Source organism: Azospirillum sp. 11R-A (genome assembly GCF_049472615.1).
Lineage (GTDB): Bacteria > Pseudomonadota > Alphaproteobacteria > Azospirillales > Azospirillaceae > Azospirillum > Azospirillum palustre.
Window position 1 is genome coordinate 61,900 of record NZ_JBCEBL010000019.1, and the last position, 19,515, is coordinate 81,414.

Below are 19,515 nucleotides of genomic sequence, written 5' to 3' on the forward strand. Positions count from 1 at the left end.
CCCGCCCTACTCGCTCGACAGCGCCGCCACCGGGTCGAGGCGGGCGGCGCGGCGGGCGGGGATCAGGCCGAAGACCAGCCCGGTCACCACCGCCGAAGTCACCGCCCCGGCGATGGCGGTCGCCGTGAACAGCACCGGCATCACGAACAGCCCGACCAGCGCCCCGCTCGCCAGCCCCAGCGCCACCCCGACCAGACCGCCCAGCCCGGCGACCAGCGCCGCCTCCATCAGGAACTGCCGCTCGATGTCGGCGGCCCGCGCCCCGGCGGCCATGCGGATGCCGATCTCGCGGGTCCGCTCGGTCACGCTGACCAGCATGATGTTCATCACTCCGATGCCGCCAACCAGCAGGGTCACCACCGCGGCGCTGCCGAGCAGCAGCGTCATGGTGTCCTGCGTCTCGGTCGCCGTCCTGATGCGCGCGGTCACGTCGCGGATCTGGAAATCCTCCTGCCCATGGCGTTTGGTCATCAGGGCCTTGATGGCGTCGCGGGTCTCGGCGATGCGCCCGACAGTGTGGACCGACACCAGAATCAGCTGGAGGTCGGGCTTGCCGACCAGCCGCTGCACCCCGGTGGACAGCGGCACGAACACCCAGTCGTCGGTGTCCTGGCTGCCGGTGAGGTCGCCCTTCTGCCCCATCACGCCGGTGACCTGAAAGGGGATGTTGTTGACCTGCACATGGCGGCCGAGCGGCGACTCCCCGTTCGGGAACAGCCGCTTGGCGACATTGTGGCCGAGCACGGCGACCGCCGCCCCGGCCCGCTCGTCGGCGGCGGTGAAGAAGGAGCCGAGCGCCACCGGCCAGCGGTGGGTCAGCGGCAGCGAGGCCGAGGTCGCCAGCCCGCTGGTGCGGTGATCGATGTTGCGGTAGCGCACCATCACCGGCATGTCGAGATAGGGCATGACGCTCTCGACGTTGGGAAGCCGCAGGATGGCCTCGCCGTCCGCCTCGGTCAGCGGCGTGGTCGGCAGGCGGGGATCGCCGCTGCCGGCCAGCACATAGACCAGGTTAACCCCCAGCGCGCCGACCCGCGCCATCACCGCCCGCTTGGCGCCCTCGCCGATGGCGAGCAGTGCTATCACCGACGCCACGCCGATGACGATGCCGAGCAGAGTGAGCGCCGTGCGGAAACCGTTCGCCCCCAGCGAGCGCAGCGCCGCCGTGAACGCCTCCCCGGCGCTGGTCCAGACGGAGGCCGGGGTATGGCGCTCCGCCGGGGCCGGAGCGGGAGCGGCGGTACTGGCCCGCCTGCCGCTATCAGAGACGATGCGGCCGTCCCGCATCTCCACCACCCGGTCGGCGGCTTCGGCCACCTTGCGGTCGTGGGTGATCAGGACGATGGTGCGGCCCTCGGCGGCCAGTTCGCGCAGCAGGGCCACCACCTCGGCGCCGCTGGCGCTGTCGAGCGCGCCGGTCGGCTCGTCGGCCAGGATCACCGGCGCGCCGTTCATCAGCGCCCGTGCGATCGACACGCGCTGCTGCTGGCCGCCCGACAGCTGGTTGGGCCGGTGGTGGCGGCGCTCCGCCAGCCCGAGCCGGCCGAGCAGTGCCGCGGCGCGGCTTTCCCGCACAGCGGCGGGCAGGCCGGCATAGCGGCCCGGCATCTCGACATTCTCCAGCGCCGAGGTGCCGGGGATCAGGTGATAGTGCTGGAAGACGAAGCCGAAGCCGTCGCGCCGCAGCGCCGCCCGCTCGTCGCCCTCCAGCTCCGACACGTCGCGCCCGTTGACCCGGTAGCTGCCGGAGGTCGGGCGGTCGAGCCCGCCGAGGATGTTCATCAGCGTCGATTTGCCCGAGCCGGAGCTGCCGACGATGGCGACGAACTCCCCCGCCCCGACGGTCAGCGAGACGCCGCGCAGCACCTCCACCGCGACGCCGCCGCCGGTGGCGTAGGTCTTGCGGATGTCCTCCAGGACGAGGAGGGGGGCGCTCACAGCCGGAACCCGATGCGGGGCGGCCGGCCGTCGTCGGTCCGCCAGCCCACCACGATCCGCTCGCCCTCGGCCAGTCCTTGCAGGATCTGGGCGTTGAAGCGGTCGCGCACGCCGATGCGCACCTCGCGCGTCACGACGGCGCCGCCCTCCCCGATCATCGCGACGCTGTGCCGCCCCGACTCCTCGTCCGTCGCGGTGAGCGCCGCGACCGGGACGGTCAGCGCGTCCTTCGCCTCGGCGGCGACGAAGAAGACCTGGGCGGTCATCTCGGGGCGCAGATCGCCGCGCTCGTTGGCGACCTCGAACAGGGCGGTGTAGAGCACCACGGTGCTGGCCCCCGTCCCGCCGCCCGAGGACGCGGCGCCGTTGGCGGAGCCGCTCGTCACCGGCTTCGGCGGCGCCGGCAGGATCTGCTGCAAGCGCGCCGTCCAGCGCCGGCCGGGATGGCCGAGCGTGGTGAAGTAGAGCGGCATGCCGTCGGTCAGGCGGGTGATGTCGGCCTCGGACACCTGGGTCCAGACGGTCATGGCCGACAGGTCGGCGATCCGCATCAGGACCGGCGCCTCGTAGGTCGAGTTGATGGTCTGGCCCTGGCGGGCGTCCACCGCGATCAGCGTGCCGCTCATCGGCGCATAGATGCGGGTGTAGCCGAGCTGCGCCTCGTCGGCCTGGAGGGTCGAGTCCGTCTGGCGGATCTGGGCGAGCGTGGCGTCGACCTGGGCGGCGGCGGTGCGCGCCTCCATCCGTGCCTGATCGTAGGACTCGCCGCGCCCGGCCTCGACCCGCCGCAGCGCGGTCTGGCGGGCAAGCTGGGCCTGGGCGAAGTCGGCGCGCGCCCGCAGCTCGTCCAGCAGGGCGGTCAGGCGGGCGCGCTCGGCGCGGCCGGCCTCGACCTTGGCCTGTTGCAGGGCGGGGTCGATCTCGGCCAGCAGGTCGCCCTCGCGCACCATCTGCCCGACCTTGACGTGCAACCGCATCAGCTGCCCCGACACCTGGGCGCCGACATCGACATAGGCGCGCGGCTGGATCTTGCCGAGTGCGGTCACCGTGTCCTCGACCGTACCGCGCCCGATGACCGCCAGTTCGGCGGAGGCGGCCGGGTCGCCGGGTCGCAGCAGGGCGGCGGTGGCGAAGCCGGCGACGACCACCCCGACGGCGAGAACGGCCCTGTACCGGCGGCGGGCGGGCGGGGGTGATCTGGTCATGGCGGCGGTCGCTGTCCCTGATGGAGATGAAATGCGCGAATGCGTGTCGTTCTCAACCATAGACGTTTACGGGCCCCTCGATCCTCACCCCTGAAGCGACGCCATCCACCGGACGGAAACGGGCGCACAGACCGCCTCTACGTCATGACGACCGCCGCCGCTCACCCCCTCACCCCCGTTTCGCAAAGTTTTTTGCAAAGGCCGATGTATTGATTGCGAATGATTCTCATTCATGGTTAGGACTGGATTTCCGATGGATCGCTGGAACGGGTGTCGCCGAGGTCATGGCTGAAAGAGACCGGTCTTCCCTGTTGGGTCTGCTGATCGTCCATTACGAGGAGATGACCGGCCATCTGGCCCGGCGCCTCGGATCGCTCTGCCTTGCCGAAGACGTCGTGCAGGACACCTACCTGCGCCTGCGCAGTCTGGCCGCCCTGCCGGAGATCGACAACCCGCGCTCCTACCTGTTCCGCATGGCCGACAACATCGCGCTCGACCGGCTGCGGGCGGAGACCCGGCGCGGACGCCGCTTCGCCCCGGCCGAGCTGGGGATGGAGCGCCCGCTGGAGGAGCCCGACGCGGAAACCGCCCTGGAGCACAAGCAGCGGCTGGAACGGCTGAGCCACGCGCTGGCCGAACTGCCACCGCGCTGCCGGGAGGTGTTTCTGCTTCACAAATTCGACGGATTGAGCCATGCCGACATCGCCGCGCGCCTGGGCATTTCGCGCAGCATGGTGGAGAAGCATGTGATGAAGGCCTTGGCCCATTGCCGCGACCGGCTGGCTCTGTGACCGGCCGCGACGGCAGACCGCCGGAGCCGTCCGGCGACCCGCGCGAGGCGGCGCTGGCATGGTTCGTCCGGCTGGAGTCCGGCGATGCCGACGCCGCCGACCGGGCGGCCTTCGCCGACTGGCTGGCGCGGGATCCGGCGCATCGGCAGGAGTTCGACCGGCTGTCCGGCGTCTGGGGCGATCTCGGCCGCCTGCCGGACCCGCGCCACGCCGTCCGCGCGCTGCCGACCCGGCGCCGGCTGCTGGCATTCGGGGTGGGCGGGGCCGCGGCCTGCGCCGCCGGGCTCGGGGGCACGGTGGTCCTGACCGGCTGGCCGGGCGAGATCCGCACCAGCACCGGCGAGCGCCGCGCTCTGGCGCTTGCGGACGGCTCGTCGGTCGAACTTGACGCCGGCAGCGCGCTCGCCGTGGAGTTTTCCGCCGCGGAGCGCCGGGTCCGCCTGATCGACGGCCGGGCGCGCTTCGTCGCCGCGCCCGATCCGGGGCGTCCCTTCGCGGTGGCCTGCGCCGACGGCAGCGTCACCATGGTTGACGCCACCGTCACCGTCCACCGCCGGCCGGACGATGTGGTGGTCGCGGTCGAAAAGGGCACGGCCACGCTGGCGGCGGGGAACCGGCCGCCGGTCCATCTCGCCGCCGGCCATTGCCGCAGCTACGGTCCCGACGGCCCCGGCCCCCTGCTGCGCGACGGGGTGGCGGCGGAGACCGCGTGGCGGCAGGGCCGGCTGGTCTTCCAGGCGCAGCCGCTCGATGCGGTGGTCGCCGACCTCAACCGCTACCATCCCGCCCGCATCCTGCTGTGGGACCGCCCGCTCGCCGCTCTGCGGGTCGATGGCAGCGTCGACATCGCCCGCCCGGACGCAGCGCTCAACGCCATCGTCCGCACCTTGCCCGTGCGCACGATGCGGCCTTTTCCCGGACTGGTCATCATCCGTTCCGTCTAGCCGGATCCGGAGAGTTTTTTTTGCGAAGGGGGGTGAGGGACCGCCCTTCGGCCAGCGTCCTGACTCACCGAATGGCAAATGCAACTCATTCGCATTTTTGGGGGTCGTAGCGATGGTTGGTACTGGGGCGCGCCCGACAGGACGGGCGGTCGGCAAACGGGCGGCCGGGAAACAGGTGGTCGGGGAACAGGCGGTCATGGAACGGGCAACTGGCCGGATCGGCTGGAAGCCGGTCCTGATGGGGATGCTGCTGGCGTCGACCGCGCTGCATGGCGCGCAGGCGGCGTCCACCGCCGCAACCGTTCCGCAGGTGGCGCAGCAGACCGGCACGCGCGCCTTCGCCATCGCCGGCGGCCCCCTGCCGGGCGTGCTCGCCGCCTACGGTCAGGCCGCCGGGCTTCAGATCCTCTACCCGACCGACATCGCGCAGGGCCTCTCCTCCCCCGGCGTGACCGGAACCATGGCCCCGCGCGAGGCGCTGGTGCGTCTGCTGGCGGGGACCGGACTGACCGCGCGCTTCGTCGATGCCGACACGGTGACGCTGGAAAAGCCGGTCAGCGGCAGCGACGGCGCAACGATGCTCGATACGATGACGGTGCAGGGCGTCGCCGCCAGCGACCGCGGCCGCAGCGAGGGCAGCGGCTCCTACGCCGCCGCCGGCCCGTCGACCAGCGCCACCAAGCTCGACCTGACCCTGCGCGAGACGCCGCAGTCGGTCAGCGTCATGACCCGCCAGCGCATGGACGACCAGGGGCTGAACGAGATCCGCGACGTTCTCAACCAGACCGTCGGCGTGACGCGGCAGCAGTCCGCGGCACTCGGCGCCGACGGCTCCGAGATTTATGCCCGCGGCTTCGCCGTCAGCAACTATCAGGTCGACGGCATCCCGCGCTCGACGGTGTACGGCTTCGGCGACAGCATCTCCGACATGGCGCTGTTCGACCGTGTCGAGGTGGTGCGCGGGGCGGCCGGCCTGCTGAACGGCGTCGGCGATCCCTCCGCGGCGGTCAATCTGGTCCGCAAGCGCCCGACCCCCACCGTCCAGGGCTATGTCCAGGGGCAGGGCGGTTCCTGGAACCGCTACCGCGGCGAAGCGGACCTGTCCGGCCCGCTGGTCGAGAATGGCCGCCTGCGCGGGCGCGTCGTCGGCGCCTATCAGGACGGCGACAGCTTCATCGACCGGCTGCACGAACGCAAGAAGGTGCTCTACGGCGTTCTGGAGGCCGACATCAGCGACGACACGCTGTGGACCGCCGGGATCGAATACCAGAAGCACAGGTCGGACGACGCCTCGCGCGCCGGCTTCCCGCTGTTCTTCGCCGACGGCGGCAGGACGGACTTTTCGCGCTCCTTCAACAGCGGCGCCGACTGGGCCTATTTCACGCACGACAACCTGACCGTCTTCAGCGACGTGAAGCACCGCTTCGGCAATGGCTGGACGGCGACGCTGAATGTCGAGCACAGCACGCGCGAATATGACGGCCTGCTCGGCTACGGCGTGCGCGGCACCCTCGACCACGACGGCACCGGCATGGGGATCTGGCCCGGCCGCTGGAATTCGACCCTGCAACAGACCTCCATCAACGCCGACGTGACCGGCCCCTTCGAGCTGTTCGGGCGGACCCACGACCTGATGGCCGGCGTCGGCGGCTATTACGCCAAGCGCAGCGGACTCGACTATCCGCTCTGGTACATCGACGGCTACGACACCTCGATTTCCAACTACTACACATGGAACGGCCGCATCGCCCAGCCGACGCTGAACCCGACAGGCTGGTCGCAGACCAACGAACGGCAGATGGCGGCCTATCTCGCCACGCGGCTGCGGCCGACCGACGCCCTGTCCGTCATCCTCGGCAGCCGCATCAGCCGCTGGGAGCAGAGCGAGGAGAGCCACCCGAACGACGCAGCCGGCACCGCGGACAAGCGGTCGGAGAACGGCGTGCTCACCCCTTATGCCGGCATCGTCTTCGACGTGACCGACATCTGGTCGGTCTATGGCAGCTACACCAGCATCTTCAAGCCGCAGGACTACAAGGACGTCGCCGGCAAGAGCCTCGACCCGATCGACGGCGACGCCTATGAGGCCGGCGTGAAGGCCGAGTTCTTCGGCGGCCGCCTGAACGCCAGCGCCGCCGTGTTCCTGATCCAGCAGGACAATCTGGCCGTCGCCGACAGCGGCCGCTTCACCCCCGACGGCGGGCAGGCCTACAAGGCGGCCAAGGGTGCCAAAAGCAAGGGCTTCGAGCTGGAGCTGACCGGCGAGATGCTGCCCGGCTGGCAGGTCGGCGGCGGCTTCGCCCACACCACCGTGAAGGACGCCAGCGGCCAGCGTCTGCTGACCTATGTGCCGCGCGACACGCTGAAGATGTTCACCACCTACCAGCTGCCGGGCTCCTGGGACCGCCTGACCGTCGGCGGCAATGTGAAATGGCAGGGCGACATCTACAACGGCACCGGCAGCCGGCGCGCCGAGCAGAGCAGCTACGCGGTGGTGGACCTGATGACCCGCTACCGGATCACCGAGAAGGTTTCGGCGACGCTGAACGTCAACAACCTGTTCGACAAGAAATACATGACCAGCATCCAGAGCTACGGCTATTACGGCGAGCCGCGCAACGCGATGCTGTCGCTGCGGGCGACCTGGTAAGCGGCGGGCGGACCCGCAACTCTCCGCATGGCTTCGCCGCCCCGCCGAAGCCGGACCGAAGCCCGATCATGACTCCGCCGGCCGGCCGAGCAGTTCCGTCAGTTTCAGGAACTGGCCGGCCAGCGGACTTGTCCGGCGCCAGACCATGCCGACGGTCCGGGAGGGCTGGGGATCCTTGAAACGGACGACGGAGACCGCACCCGAACCGGTCTCCACCCCCACGGCCATCTCCGGGATCAGCGTCACCCCCATGCCGGCCCTGACCATCTGGACCAGCGTGGAGAAGGAGTTCGCCTCCAGCGCCTTGCGCGGCGAGGTGGACGGCATGTTGCAGAAGGACAGGGCCTGATTGCGGAAGCAGTGCCCCTCCTCCAGCAGCAGCAGCCGCATCTCCCGCAGCATTTCCCCGGTGGGCACCGGTTTCCCCGCATCGCCGGCCGGACGGACCAGCAGGAAATCCTCGGTGAACAGCACGACCTCGGTCAGCGACGGCTCGAACACCGGCAGGGCGACGATCGCGGTGTCGAGCCGGCCGTCCGCAAGCTCTTCGATCAGTTTCGAGGTCATCGCCTCGCGCACCTCGATCTCGACATGCGGGTGCTCCCGCGTGATCGCGCCGATCACGGCCGGCAGCAGATAGGGGGCGATGGTGGGGATCATGCCGATGCGCAGCCGGCCGCTGATCCGGTTGCGCGAGACCTGGGCAAGCTCCCCCAGCTGATCGACCGACCGCAGGATGTCGCGGACGCGCAAGGCCGCCTCCTGCCCGAAGGCGGTCAGGCGGATGTTCCGGCCGCCCCGCTCGACCAGTGCCGCCCCCAGCGCCTCCTCCAGCTCCTTGATCTGCATCGACAGGGCGGGCTGCGAAACGGCGCAGGCCGCCGCCGCGCGTCCGAAATGGGCGTGCTGCGCCAGCGCATCGAAATAGCGAAGCTGCCGGAGGGTGACGGACCCGGGAATCATAAGCTTGCCTTATCGCAGCAATCACCAAAGACCATTTTACCTGATCGTGCGTTAACCATACAGTTTTATCTACGGATTATTCAGTGCCGCCACGCGAATCCGTAAGCGAAGCAGGAGGAACCGATGGACGCGAAGACCGACGAGAGCGCAGGCAAATGCCCGTTCAGCGGGGGAGGCGGGGGAAGCGCAGGTGATGGTGGCGGCGGGGGCCGGGGCCGCCGGAACCGCGACTGGTGGCCGAACGCGCTCGATCTCGAAATGCTGCACCGGAATTCGGCCCTGTCCGATCCGATGGGCAAGGATTTCGATTACGCCAGGGAGTTCCAGTCGCTCGACCTCGACGCGGTCATCAAGGATCTGCATGCCGTGATGACGGACTCGCAGGACTGGTGGCCTGCCGATTTCGGTCATTACGGCGGCCTGATGATCCGCATGGCATGGCACAGCGCCGGCACCTACCGCATCACCGACGGCCGCGGCGGCGCCGGCACCGGCCAGCAACGGTTCGCGCCGCTCAATTCCTGGCCGGACAACGCCAACCTCGACAAGGCGCGCCGCCTCCTGTGGCCGGTCAAGCAGAAATACGGCCGCAAGCTGTCCTGGGCCGACCTGATGGTTCTGGCCGGCAACGTCGCCCTGGAATCGATGGGCTTCAAGACCTTCGGCTTTGCCGGCGGCCGCGTGGACGCCTGGGAGCCGGAGGAGCTTTTCTGGGGGCCGGAGGGCAGCTGGCTCGGCGACGAGCGCTACAGCGGCGAACGCCAGCTCGCCGATCCGCTGGGCGCGGTGCAGATGGGCCTCATCTACGTCAATCCGGAGGGGCCGAACGGCAATCCCGACCCGGTGGCGGCGGCCCACGACATCCGCGAGACCTTCCGCCGCATGGCGATGAACGACGAGGAAACCGTCGCGCTGATCGCCGGCGGCCACACCTTCGGCAAGACGCATGGCGCAGGCGATCCGTCCTTCCTCGGCCCGGAACCCGAAGCCGGGGCGCTGGAGGACCAGGGTGTGGGCTGGAAGAGCAAGCACGGCACCGGGTTCGGCGCCGACGCCATCACCGGCGGCCCGGAAGTGATCTGGTCCCAGACCCCGACGAGGTGGAGCAACCACTTCTTCGACAACCTGTTCAAATTCGAATGGGAGCTGACCAAGAGCCCGGCCGGTGCCTGGCAATGGCAGGCGAAGGACGCCGAGCCGTCGATCCCCGGCCCGGCCGCGGACTCCGCGAAGCGCCTGCCCACCATGCTGACGACCGACCTGTCGCTGCGCTTCGACCCGGCCTATGAGAAAATCTCGCGGCGCTTCCACGAGAATCCGGACCAGTTCGCCGACGCCTTCGCCCGCGCGTGGTTCAAGCTGACCCACCGCGACATGGGGCCGGTCGTCCGCTATCTCGGCCCGCTCGTCCCGAAGGAGACGCTGATCTGGCAGGACCCGGTCCCGCCGCTCGATCATCCGCTGGTGGAGGAGGCCGACGTCGCCGCCCTCAAGACCCGCATTCTCTCGTCCGGCCTCTCCGTCCCGCAGCTGGTGTCGGCGGCCTGGGCGTCGGCGTCCACCTTCCGCGGCTCCGACAAGCGCGGCGGCGCCAACGGCGCGCGCATCCGCCTCGCCCCGCAGAAGGATTGGGAGGTCAACGAGCCGGCGCAGTTGCAGGCCGTGCTGCAAACGCTGGAAGCCATTCAAAAGGACTTCAACGCGGCGGCCGGCGGCGGCAGGAAAATCTCGCTCGCCGACCTGATCGTGCTTGCCGGCGGTGCGGCCATCGAAAAGGCGGCCCAGGATGCCGGCCTGACCGTGCAGGTGCCGTTCTCGCCCGGCCGCACGGACGCCTCGCAGGAAGAGACCGACGTCGACTCCTTCGCCCCGCTCGAACCGCGCGCCGACGGCTTCCGCAACTATGTCAGCGGCAGCAGGCAGCAGTTCATGATCCCGGAAGAGGCGCTGGTGGACCGGGCGGCATTGCTGCGGCTGACCGGCCCGGAGATGACGGTTCTCGTCGGGGGCCTGCGCGTTCTCGGCGCCAATGCCGGCGGCGCCGGACATGGCGTCTTCACCGACCGGCCGGGAACGCTGACCAACGACTTCTTCGTCAACCTGCTCGACATGGGCACGGAGTGGCAGCCGCCGAATGCGGACGGCATCTACGAAGGGCGGGACCGCAGGACGGGGCAGCCGAAATGGACGGCGACCCGCATCGACCTGATCTTCGGGGCGCATTCGCAGCTCCGTGCGGTCGCGGAGGTCTATGCCTGCCGTGACGCGCACGAGAAGTTCGCAAAGGACTTCGTCGCCGCCTGGACCAAGATCATGAACGCGGACCGCTTCGATCTGGCCAGACCGTCCCACTGACGCGGACGGACGTCACCGGGAGGCGCCCTGGCGGGGCGCCTCCACAGGTCAACTCCATGGGCGGACCGATGAGGGACATAGGAGGCTCGATCATGAGCGACCGCCAGACACAGACCGACCGCGAGTGGCTGATCTTCATCGAGAGGGACATCGATGCTCTCGACCGGCAGATCTACCACGCGCGATGGACGATCACCCAGTCGAAGACGGCCCTCGAACGGCTGTGCGCCGCCCGCGACTCCCTGTTCACCCAGGCGCAGGAGATCCTGGACCGCCTCGACGGCAAGCCATCTCCATAGCCGGCAGCGGCACTCCGCCACCGGCCCCGTGACAACGCCCGGTCCGGACAGGCAGGACAGCGTCCGATAATAAGAATGGTTCGCATTCTAAGCTCGCTGCGGCTATACCGATGCGACCGGCGTTCCGGGCGATGGCCCCAGGACTGCCGGCTCCCCTGCACCCGGCAATCCGCGCATCCGTGACCGACACCCTCCGCCCTCCCCTCCCCGCCGACACCCAGCCCCGGCGCGCCCGATGACAGGCACCGTCGGTACCTGGGCGCGCAAGATCGCGGAGCTGTTCGATGCGCATCGGCTGAGGGTGGAGCGTGCCATCGCGCGGCGGACCGGCGATCCGCAGACGGCGGGCGATCTGGCGCAGGATGCCTTCCTGCGGCTGGCCCGCCTGCCCGACGGCGAGGCGGTCCAGAATCCGGCGGGCCTGCTCTACGTGGTGGCCGACCGCATCGCGCTCGACCATTGCCGGGCCGCCCGGCGCCAGCGCCTGCGCGAGGCCGGGCCGCCCGACGACGATCTGCCGGCCGCAGGTCCCGCCGCCGACGCGCTGGTGGAGCGGACCCAGACCATGGTCCGGCTGCGCGGCGCCATCGATGCCCTGCCCCCCAAAACCCGCGAGGTGTTCCTGCTCTACCATGTCGAAGGGCTGCCCTACCGCGCCATCGGCGAGCGGCTGGGCATCTCGCCGCGCACGGTGGAGTACCATCTGCGCACGGCGCTGGAACAGTGCCGCGCCCACATGAGGCGGCGGCCGCTGCGCTGACCGGCGGGGTTCGCATCCCGGCGGGTCATTTTCTTTGAGGGATCGGCCTCCACGGGTCGTCTTCCACTACACGAGGCAAACAGGAGCTTGCGGCAAGACGTGACGGATCATCGGGACGACCAGCGCAGGGGACCGGCAGACAGGGAAACGGCGGATACCGGTTCCGACGGCATCGGTTCCGATGGGGACCGGCTGTTCTCCGAAGCCAATGCGTGGTTCTTCCGCCTGCAATCCGACGACCACACCCCGGCGGAGCGTGCCGCCTTCGCCGAATGGCTGGCCCGCAGCCCGGCCCATGCCGATGCCTGGACCGGCCTGCAGACCCTGTTGCACGACCTGAAGGAACCGGCCCGTGCCGCTTATGCCGGGTCCCGCAGCGCACCGTCCCGCCGCCCGGCAGTGGCCGGTGTCCGGCGCTTCGCCGCGGCGATGGCGGTCCTGCTGGTTGTCGGCGGGCTCGGCGTCTGGCGCGGACCGACGCTCTACCAGAATGCCGTCGCCGATCAGGTGACCCCGGCCGGACAGCGCCGGACCTTGACCCTGCCGGATGGCTCCACCGCCGAGATGAACGGCGGCACCGCGCTCGCTCTCGATTTCCGGGACGGCGAGAGGCGCGTCCGCATCCTGCGCGGCGAGGCGTGGTTCCACGTCACCCGCGACCCCGACCGTCCCTTCGTCGTCGATGGCGGGGCCGGCGCCGCCCGCGTGCTCGGCACCCAGTTCAGCGTCCGGCGCGAGGACGGGCGCACGACCGTCACCGTCGGCGAAGGGCTGGTGGAGGTCGCCGCCCATCCCGGCACCGACAGCCACGCCCCCTGGCCCGACAGCGTCCGCCTGCACGCGGGCGAAAGCGCCGAGGCCGGTCCGCTCGGCCTGAGCGGGCCGCGGGCGGCCGATCCCGCCGTCGCCTTCGCATGGCGCCAGGGGCAGATCGTCTTCCGCCAGCAGTCGCTGGCCTCCGTCATCGCCGCGCTGAACGGGCAATGGCCGGGCCGGGTGGTCCTGCTGAACGACGAGGCGGCGGAGCGCGTGGTCTCCGGCGTCTTCGCGCTCGACCGGCCGGATGCCGTGTTCGATGCGCTGGAACGCGGCCTCGGCGTCCACGCCACCCGCATCACCCCCTACCTGACCCTGCTCCGCTAGAAAATTCGGCAAGCCTGAAAAAAATCGGAAGGCCTGAAAAAACCTCCCAGGGATCTCCGCCATCCCATCGTCATGTCCGGGAAAGAAGAGAATGAGACGCAGTCGCAGAACGCGGCGCGGTCTCTCACCGGATATCAGAGGCGAGCGATGGCATTGGCGAAGTTTGGCGTGAAGGGTGAATGTCGGGGCAGCGTCCGCACCGGTTTGTTCGGGCGGCTGTTCCTTGGGCGGCTGCTGGCGACGACGGTGCTGATCGCACCGGGGCTGCTGCTGCCCGGCATTCCCGCAGCGATGGCGCAGACCAGCCCGGCCGCCGTCAGCTTCGCCATCGCGCCGCAGTCGGTCGACGGGGCGCTCGCCGCCTTCTCCGCCGCCACCCGCATCCAGGTGCTGACCCCCGGCGCCGTGACCCAGGGCGTCGCCTCCCCCGGCGTCAGCGGGGCGATGACCGCGCGCGAGGGGCTGAACCGCCTGCTGTCCGGCACCGGGCTGGTCGCCCGCTTCCTCAACACCGAAACCGTCACCGTCGAGCGCGTGGCCGCCGGCGGCGCCGTCCAGCTCGATCCGGTGCAGATCGAAGGCAACCGGACCGCCACCGGTCCCGGCGCCCTGCCCCCGGCCTTTGCCGGCGGACAGGTGGCGCGCGGCGGGCGGATCGGCGCGCTCGGCAACCAGGACGCGATGGACGTTCCGTTCTCCGTCACCGGTTACACCGCCGAGACCATCCGCAACCAGCAGGCGGAAACGATCGCCGACGTGCTGGCCAACGACCCGGCGGTGCGCAGCAGCCTCGGCTACGGCAATTTCGCGGAGAGCTTCGTCATCCGCGGCTTCCAGCTGGCGGGCGAGGATCTGTCGGTCGACGGCCTCTATGGCACGGCGCCGCGCCAGATCGTCGCCACCAACATGTTCGAGCGGGTGGAGGTCCTGAAGGGCGCCAACGCCTTCCTGAACGGGGCGGCCCCCAGCGGCTCCGGCATCGGCGGCGGCGTGAACCTCGTGCCCAAGCGGGCGGAGGACGAGCCGCTGACCCGCCTGACCGCCAGCTATGCGATGGACAGCCGGCTCGGCCTGTCCGCCGATGTCGGCCGCCGCTTCGGCGACGCCAACCAGTTCGGCGTGCGCGTCAACGCCGCGGTCCGCGGCGGCGACACCGCCGTCGACGACGAGAAGCGGACGCTGAAGCTCGGCTCCCTGGCGCTGGACTACCGCGGCGAGCGCGCCCGCGTGACGCTCGACGTCGGCACCCAGACCCAGCGGGTGGAGCAGGGCCGCCCGGTGGTCTATTTCGGCAGCTTCGTGCCCACCGTGCCGTCGGCCTCGCAGAACTACGCGCAGCCCTGGACCTATTCGCAGATGCGCGACACCTTCGGACAGGTCCGCGCCGAATACGACATCCTGCCCAACCTGACCGCCTACGGCGCCTTCGGCCTGCGCAGCATGCGCGAGGACGGCGACTACGGCTCCCCCACCGTCACGCGGCCCGACGGCACCGGCACGGTCAGGCGCCTGACCGTCCCGCGTGAGGATTTCACCAGCACCGGCCAGGCCGGCGTCCGGGCCGACCTGCACACCGGCCCGGTCCGCCACCAGTTGAACGCCGGCGCCTCCGCCCTGCGGACCACCAACAACAACGGCTTCGAATTCGGCACCACCACCGCCATCAACCTCTACCGCATGGTCGGGATGCCGCGCTCGGCCACGACCTCGGCCAGCGGCATGACGGGCGACCTGCCGAAGGTCAGCGAGTCGGTGCTGCGCAGCCTCTACGCCTCCGACACGCTGTCGATCCTGGACGACCGGGTGATGCTCACCGCCGGCCTGCGCCAGCAGAACATCCAGGTCCGCGGCTACAACCGGGCCAACGGCGCCCGCACCTCCGATTACGACCAGTCGGCGCTGACGCCGGTGGTCGGGCTGGTGGTGAAGCCGCTGAAGGAACTGTCGCTCTACGCCAACCGGATCGAGGGGCTGGCGCAGGGTCCGACCGCCCCGTCCACCGCGGCCAATGCCGGAGAGATCTTCGAGCCCTACCGCTCCGTCCAGTACGAGGTCGGCGGCAAGCTCGATTTCGGCAGCTTCGGCGGCTCGCTGTCGCTGTTCCAGACCACCCAGCCCAGCGGCGTCACCGACGCCTTCACCCGCCTCTACAGCGTGTCCGGCGAGCAGCGCAACCGCGGCATCGAGCTGATGCTGTATGGCGAGCCGGTGCAGGGCCTGCGCCTGCTGGGCGGCGCCACCGTCATCGATCCGGAACTGACGGACACCGGCAACGCCGCGACCGAAGGCAAGGACGCCGTCGGCGTGCCGCGCCACCAGTTCAACGCCAACGTCGAATGGGACCTGCCCTTCCTTCCCGCCTCCTTCCCCACCGTGACGCTGACCGGCCGCGTGATCCACACCGGGTCGCAGTATCTCAACACCGCCAACACGCTGAAGATCCCGAGCTGGACCCGCTTCGACGTCGGCGCGCGGATGATCGCCGACGTGCAGAACCGTCCGGTCACCATCCGCGCGGCGGTGGAGAACGTGACCGACAAGGCCTATTGGGCGTCGGCCTATGGCGGCTACCTGAGCCAGGGCGCCCCGCTGACGGCCAAGCTGTCCGTCTCGGTCGATTTCTGACCGGGGCCGATACAGTCCTGACGGCGGCATTCCCAGCGGCGGCATGAGGAGCTTGCGATGACCAACCGAACCATCCGGGTCTGGACGCTGATCCACAAATGGACCAGCCTGATCTGCACGGTCTTCATGCTGCTGCTGTGCCTGACCGGCCTGCCGCTGATCTTCCATGACGAGATCGAGGCGCTGACGGCGGAACACACCCTGCCGCCGATGCCGGCCGAAACGCCGCTGAAGTCACTGGACGAGGCGGTGGCCACGGCACTGGCGACCTACCCCGGCGAGCGTCCGCTGTTCCTCAGCTTCGACGAGGACCGACCGGTGGTGAACGTCACCACCGGTCCGGGGGCCCGCCCGCCGGTGTCGCAGATGCACATCTCCGCCATCGACCTGCGCAGCACGCGGATCCTGGCCGACCTGAACGACGACAAGGGCTTCATGCATGTGATGCTGCGCCTGCATGTCGACATGTTCGCCGGCCTGCCCGGCGAGCTTTTCCTGGGATTCATGGGCTTCCTGCTGTTCGTCGCCACTGTGTCGGGGGTGGTGGTCTACGCCCCCTTCATGCGCAAGCTGTCCTTCGGCACCGTGCGGGCCGGGCGCAGCAGGCGGCTGAAATGGCTCGACCTGCACAACATGCTGGGCATCGTCACGCTGATGTGGGTGGCGGTGGTCGGGCTGACCGGCGTCATCAACACCCTGTCGGTGCCGCTGGTCGCCTATTGGCGCTCCAATGAGTTGGCGGCGATGATCGCCCCCTACGCCGGCAAGCCGGTCCCGGAGCGCTTCGCCTCCGTCGATGCCGCCGTCCGCACCGCGATGGCGGCGGCCCCCGGCATGCGTCCGCAATTCATCGCCTTCCCCGGCGTGCGCTTTTCCAGCAACCACCATTACGCGGTCTGGCTGAAGGGTGCCACGCCGGCCACCAACCGCATCCTGACCCCCGCCCTGATCGATGCCGAGACAGGGGCCTTCACCGACATGCGCTCGATGCCCTGGTACATGCTGGCGCTGCGGCTGTCGCAGCCGCTGCATTTCGGCGATTATGGCGGGCTGCCGATGAAGATCCTGTGGGCGGTGCTGGACGTGCTGACCATCGTCATCCTCGGCAGCGGCCTCTATCTCTGGGTCGCCCGCCGCCGCACCGCACCGGACCACGCCGCCGCTCCCGCCCTGCGCAGCGCCGTCGGGGAGGCCGCGGAATGAAGCCGCGCGCCCCCCTCCCCCTGCCGGCGATCTTCGGCGTTCCCGCCGCAATCGCGCTCGTCACCGCCGCCGGGCTGGTCACCGCCTTGCTGGACGACGGGCTGGTGGACGCCCTGTCCTGGGCGGCGCTGTCGGTGCCCGTGCTGGCCGCCGCCCGGTCCTGGCGGAACCGCGAGCGCTGACGGCTCCTCCCGGCTTCGCCAGCATGCGGGGGCCTTGTCTTGCAAGGCCCCCGCACCCCGTTACGCCGGAACGGACTGTTGTACCTCCAGCCCCGCCCGCCGCTCCACATCCGCCAGCAGGGCGGCGAGGCGGTCGGCTTCGGCCTGGACCGCCGCCGCGTCGTACCAGTCGGGCAGATTGTCTTGGTCGGTGCGCGCCGTCGGAGCCTGCCCGGTCACCTGCACGAGGTTGGTTTCCTCGTTCGGATCCCGGTTCAGGTCGTACATCTCCCATTCCAGCAGGAGCGGGTTCGCCGGGTCGAAGTAGCGGGCCAGCTTGGCGCTGTCGGTGCGCACGCAGCGGATGTGGTTGGGCTGGCGCACCGGGCCGGGGGACAGCTCCGGCACCGGCGTGACCTTGAAGTCGCCGGCGCGCACCGCCTCGACGGTCCGGCAATACACCTCGTAGGCGCCATAATAGTCGGGCTCGGTGATCCGGCCGCCCTCGACCGGCTGGGTCACCTCGTCATCGGTCATGAACAGCACGCCTTCGCGCGGCTGGCCGTTGGGGTAGGTCACCGGCGTGCCGGGGGCCTTCAGCACCGGGGTCAGGTCGACGCCCGGCAGCGGCGCCATGGTGTGGCGCTTGGCCAGCTCGTCCGCCGCCTTGTCCAGGGCCTTGCGGCCGACGCCGGTCAGGCCCAGCACGGTGGGCACGAGGTCGGCATGGCTGGTCACGGCGTCCACATGCCGCAGCGAGGTCCCGTCGCCGCCCATCGAGGCTGGGAAGCGCACCACCATCGGCACATGCACGGCCTCCTCATAGGCGACGTGCCATTTCTCCAGCATCATGTTGTGGGCGGCCCCCAGCTCGCCATGGTCGGCCACGAAGATCACGATGGTGTTGTCGGCCTGGCCTGAATCCTCCAGCGCCTGGAGCACGCGGTTGATCTGCGGATCGACCTGGGAATGCAGCCAGGCATAGAATTGCAGCAGCTGGATGCTGTACCCCTCCGGATCCTCGGAGAGCTGGAACGGGATGGTGAATTTCAGCGCCAGCGCCGCCGCGGCTTCCCAGTCAGCGGACCCCGCCACGTCCCCGGCGGCGCTGACGGCGCCATGGCTCGCCTTGGCGGACAAGGCGAGGCCGATCTTGTAGGCGGCGTCGAACTGGCAGGACGGCTTGGTCGACAGATCCTCGTTCCAGGTCGGAATCCGACCAGCGCAATCCTGCGGGAAGCCCTGCGGGTTGAGCGGCATCGCCATGGTGCCCTCGGTCGGCGGGTACGACGACTGCCCCTGGAGGGGCACGTCGAGCGGGCCGAACACCGGCTGGGTCTTCGCCGTGCTTCCATCGGTCGGCGGCAGGGCCTGCGAAATCACCGTGGGATATGTCGCGATGTCGTGGGGGTTGGTGAAGGACACCACCGCGAACCACGGGCGCTCTGCCGCATCGGTGGCCGGGGTGTTGGAACCGGGCCGCGCCTCGTCCGCCGAAACCCCATAATTGTAGGGCAGCGCCAGCCCGCGGCGGCGCAGGAACAGGCAGGCGTTGTCGGCGAAGCCGGCATCGCGGTAGAGGCCCAGGTTGTTGATCGCCGCCCCATGGGGCTCGGGATAGGACAACTCCCAGTCGGAGAAGCCGTAACGGGTCAGCGAATGGCCGGCCGGGTTGCTGACATGCCATTTGCCGAAATAATGCGAGGAATAGCCGATGGCCTGCATCCAATGGCCCATGGTGGGATGGCCGTCGGCCTCCAGCCACGGGAAGCGCGCCGCGTTGCCGTCCTTGAACATGCCGTCGGTCTGGGTCACGCCGGTGCGGTTGCCGTACTGGCCGGTGAACATCACCGCACGGCTGGGGGTGCAGGCGCTCGACGCGATGGTGTGGTTGTGCAGCGCCACCGCGTTCCTGCGCAGCCGGGTCAGGCCGGGAAAGAAGCGCGCATATTCGTTCTCGCTCACGTCCGCCTCGCCCCGGAAGCCCAGGATCCGCTTCAGCGGTTCCGCCAGCCCGCCCTTGGGGCCATAGGAGAAGCGCGGGTAGCGGTACTGATCGACGGAGATCAGCAGGATGTTGGGCTGCGCGCCGTCGCGCTGCGGCCGGTTGGCGTTCTCGGTCATGGCATCATTATCCTTTGCGATCCATATCGGGGAAAAGCAACGTCAATGGGTAATCGGCCTTCGGAAAAGGAATGAATTTCCGTTGCGGAAGCTGGCCAGAGTCCAGTCTTATCCGTTTACCACTTAAGGGTAGTTTGATAATATTCAGGGCGTCAAACGGTATCGGTAGCAAACTTCACTTAAGCGCCGTAAATTTTATTCATACCGATGCATGCAATTTCCTTAAAGATCATCTCCTATCTTTTGACATCACTGCTGCAATGCAGGAAATCGGCTTTGCCATGGCACACCGCGCCCCTGTGGCGGCAGGCCTGCTCCCGGCAGGCCGCAGCGCCCCGTGGCAGCGTTCCTGCT

The 19,515-nt window shown here is 69.5% G+C and carries 14 protein-coding genes; 10 read left to right on the top strand and 4 right to left on the bottom strand.

What is annotated here, in order from left to right; all coding sequences use genetic code 11:
* Nucleotides 1–6 precede the first annotated feature (6 nt).
* Together VH569_RS23080 and VH569_RS23085 are read right to left on the bottom strand one after the other, a co-directional pair.
* Nucleotides 7–1,938 carry a MacB family efflux pump subunit gene (locus VH569_RS23080; RefSeq protein WP_423318246.1) on the bottom strand — a complete coding sequence of 644 codons (1,932 nt, stop codon included), beginning with the start codon at nucleotides 1,936–1,938 and terminating at the stop codon, nucleotides 7–9.
* Nucleotides 1,935–3,143 carry an efflux RND transporter periplasmic adaptor subunit gene (locus tag VH569_RS23085; protein ID WP_423318247.1) on the bottom strand — a complete coding sequence of 403 codons (1,209 nt, stop codon included), beginning with the start codon at nucleotides 3,141–3,143 and terminating at the stop codon, nucleotides 1,935–1,937. The genes VH569_RS23080 and VH569_RS23085 overlap by 4 nt, the downstream gene beginning before the upstream one ends.
* A 284-nt stretch (nucleotides 3,144–3,427) precedes the next feature.
* Here VH569_RS23085 and VH569_RS23090 point away from each other — a divergent pair, with 284 nt between their 5' ends.
* The 3 genes from VH569_RS23090 to VH569_RS23100 all read left to right on the top strand — a co-directional run bounded on the left by VH569_RS23090 (nucleotide 3,428) and on the right by VH569_RS23100 (nucleotide 7,528).
* Nucleotides 3,428–3,934, top strand: a complete 507-nt coding sequence (locus VH569_RS23090) for a sigma-70 family RNA polymerase sigma factor (protein ID WP_109451093.1) — start codon at nucleotides 3,428–3,430, stop codon at nucleotides 3,932–3,934.
* Nucleotides 3,931–4,878, top strand: a complete 948-nt coding sequence (locus VH569_RS23095) for a FecR family protein (RefSeq protein ID WP_423318250.1) — start codon at nucleotides 3,931–3,933, stop codon at nucleotides 4,876–4,878. Before VH569_RS23090 ends, VH569_RS23095 begins: the two co-directional genes overlap by 4 nt.
* 196 nt (nucleotides 4,879–5,074) lie before the next feature.
* The gene (locus tag VH569_RS23100) at nucleotides 5,075–7,528 is read left to right on the top strand and encodes a TonB-dependent siderophore receptor (protein ID WP_423318252.1); all 2,454 of its coding nucleotides are present in this window, start codon (nucleotides 5,075–5,077) and stop codon (nucleotides 7,526–7,528) included.
* 66 nt (nucleotides 7,529–7,594) lie between these two features.
* On the opposite strand, the gene VH569_RS23105 is transcribed toward VH569_RS23100, so the two are convergent.
* Complete coding sequence (locus VH569_RS23105; protein WP_423318253.1) at nucleotides 7,595–8,491, bottom strand: LysR substrate-binding domain-containing protein; 897 nt, start codon at nucleotides 8,489–8,491, stop codon at nucleotides 7,595–7,597.
* A 123-nt stretch (nucleotides 8,492–8,614) separates the two neighbouring features.
* Here VH569_RS23105 and katG point away from each other — a divergent pair, with 123 nt between their 5' ends.
* The 7 genes from katG to VH569_RS23140 all read left to right on the top strand — a co-directional run bounded on the left by katG (nucleotide 8,615) and on the right by VH569_RS23140 (nucleotide 17,058).
* The gene (gene katG, locus VH569_RS23110; protein WP_423318254.1) at nucleotides 8,615–10,846 is read left to right on the top strand and encodes a catalase/peroxidase HPI; all 2,232 of its coding nucleotides are present in this window, start codon (nucleotides 8,615–8,617) and stop codon (nucleotides 10,844–10,846) included.
* A gap of 92 nt (nucleotides 10,847–10,938) precedes the next feature.
* Complete coding sequence (locus tag VH569_RS23115; protein ID WP_423318256.1) at nucleotides 10,939–11,145, top strand: hypothetical protein; 207 nt, start codon at nucleotides 10,939–10,941, stop codon at nucleotides 11,143–11,145.
* A 235-nt stretch (nucleotides 11,146–11,380) separates the two neighbouring features.
* On the top strand, nucleotides 11,381–11,905 hold the full coding sequence (locus tag VH569_RS23120) for an RNA polymerase sigma factor (protein ID WP_377805685.1): 525 nt from the start codon (nucleotides 11,381–11,383) through the stop codon (nucleotides 11,903–11,905).
* A 99-nt stretch (nucleotides 11,906–12,004) separates the two neighbouring features.
* A complete protein-coding gene (locus tag VH569_RS23125; RefSeq protein ID WP_423318259.1) occupies nucleotides 12,005–13,048 on the top strand; it encodes a FecR family protein in 1,044 nt (347 codons plus the stop codon).
* A 168-nt stretch (nucleotides 13,049–13,216) separates the two neighbouring features.
* On the top strand, nucleotides 13,217–15,673 hold the full coding sequence (locus VH569_RS23130) for a TonB-dependent siderophore receptor (RefSeq protein WP_423318261.1): 2,457 nt from the start codon (nucleotides 13,217–13,219) through the stop codon (nucleotides 15,671–15,673).
* A 57-nt stretch (nucleotides 15,674–15,730) separates the two neighbouring features.
* The gene (locus VH569_RS23135) at nucleotides 15,731–16,876 is read left to right on the top strand and encodes a PepSY-associated TM helix domain-containing protein (RefSeq protein ID WP_423318263.1); all 1,146 of its coding nucleotides are present in this window, start codon (nucleotides 15,731–15,733) and stop codon (nucleotides 16,874–16,876) included.
* A complete protein-coding gene (locus tag VH569_RS23140) occupies nucleotides 16,873–17,058 on the top strand; it encodes a hypothetical protein (protein WP_423318265.1) in 186 nt (61 codons plus the stop codon). Before VH569_RS23135 ends, VH569_RS23140 begins: the two co-directional genes overlap by 4 nt.
* Nucleotides 17,059–17,118: 60 nt before the next feature.
* Here VH569_RS23140 and VH569_RS23145 read toward each other — a convergent pair whose 3' ends face one another.
* Nucleotides 17,119–19,161 carry a sulfatase-like hydrolase/transferase gene (locus VH569_RS23145; protein WP_423318267.1) on the bottom strand — a complete coding sequence of 681 codons (2,043 nt, stop codon included), beginning with the start codon at nucleotides 19,159–19,161 and terminating at the stop codon, nucleotides 17,119–17,121.
* Nucleotides 19,162–19,515 lie beyond the last annotated feature (354 nt).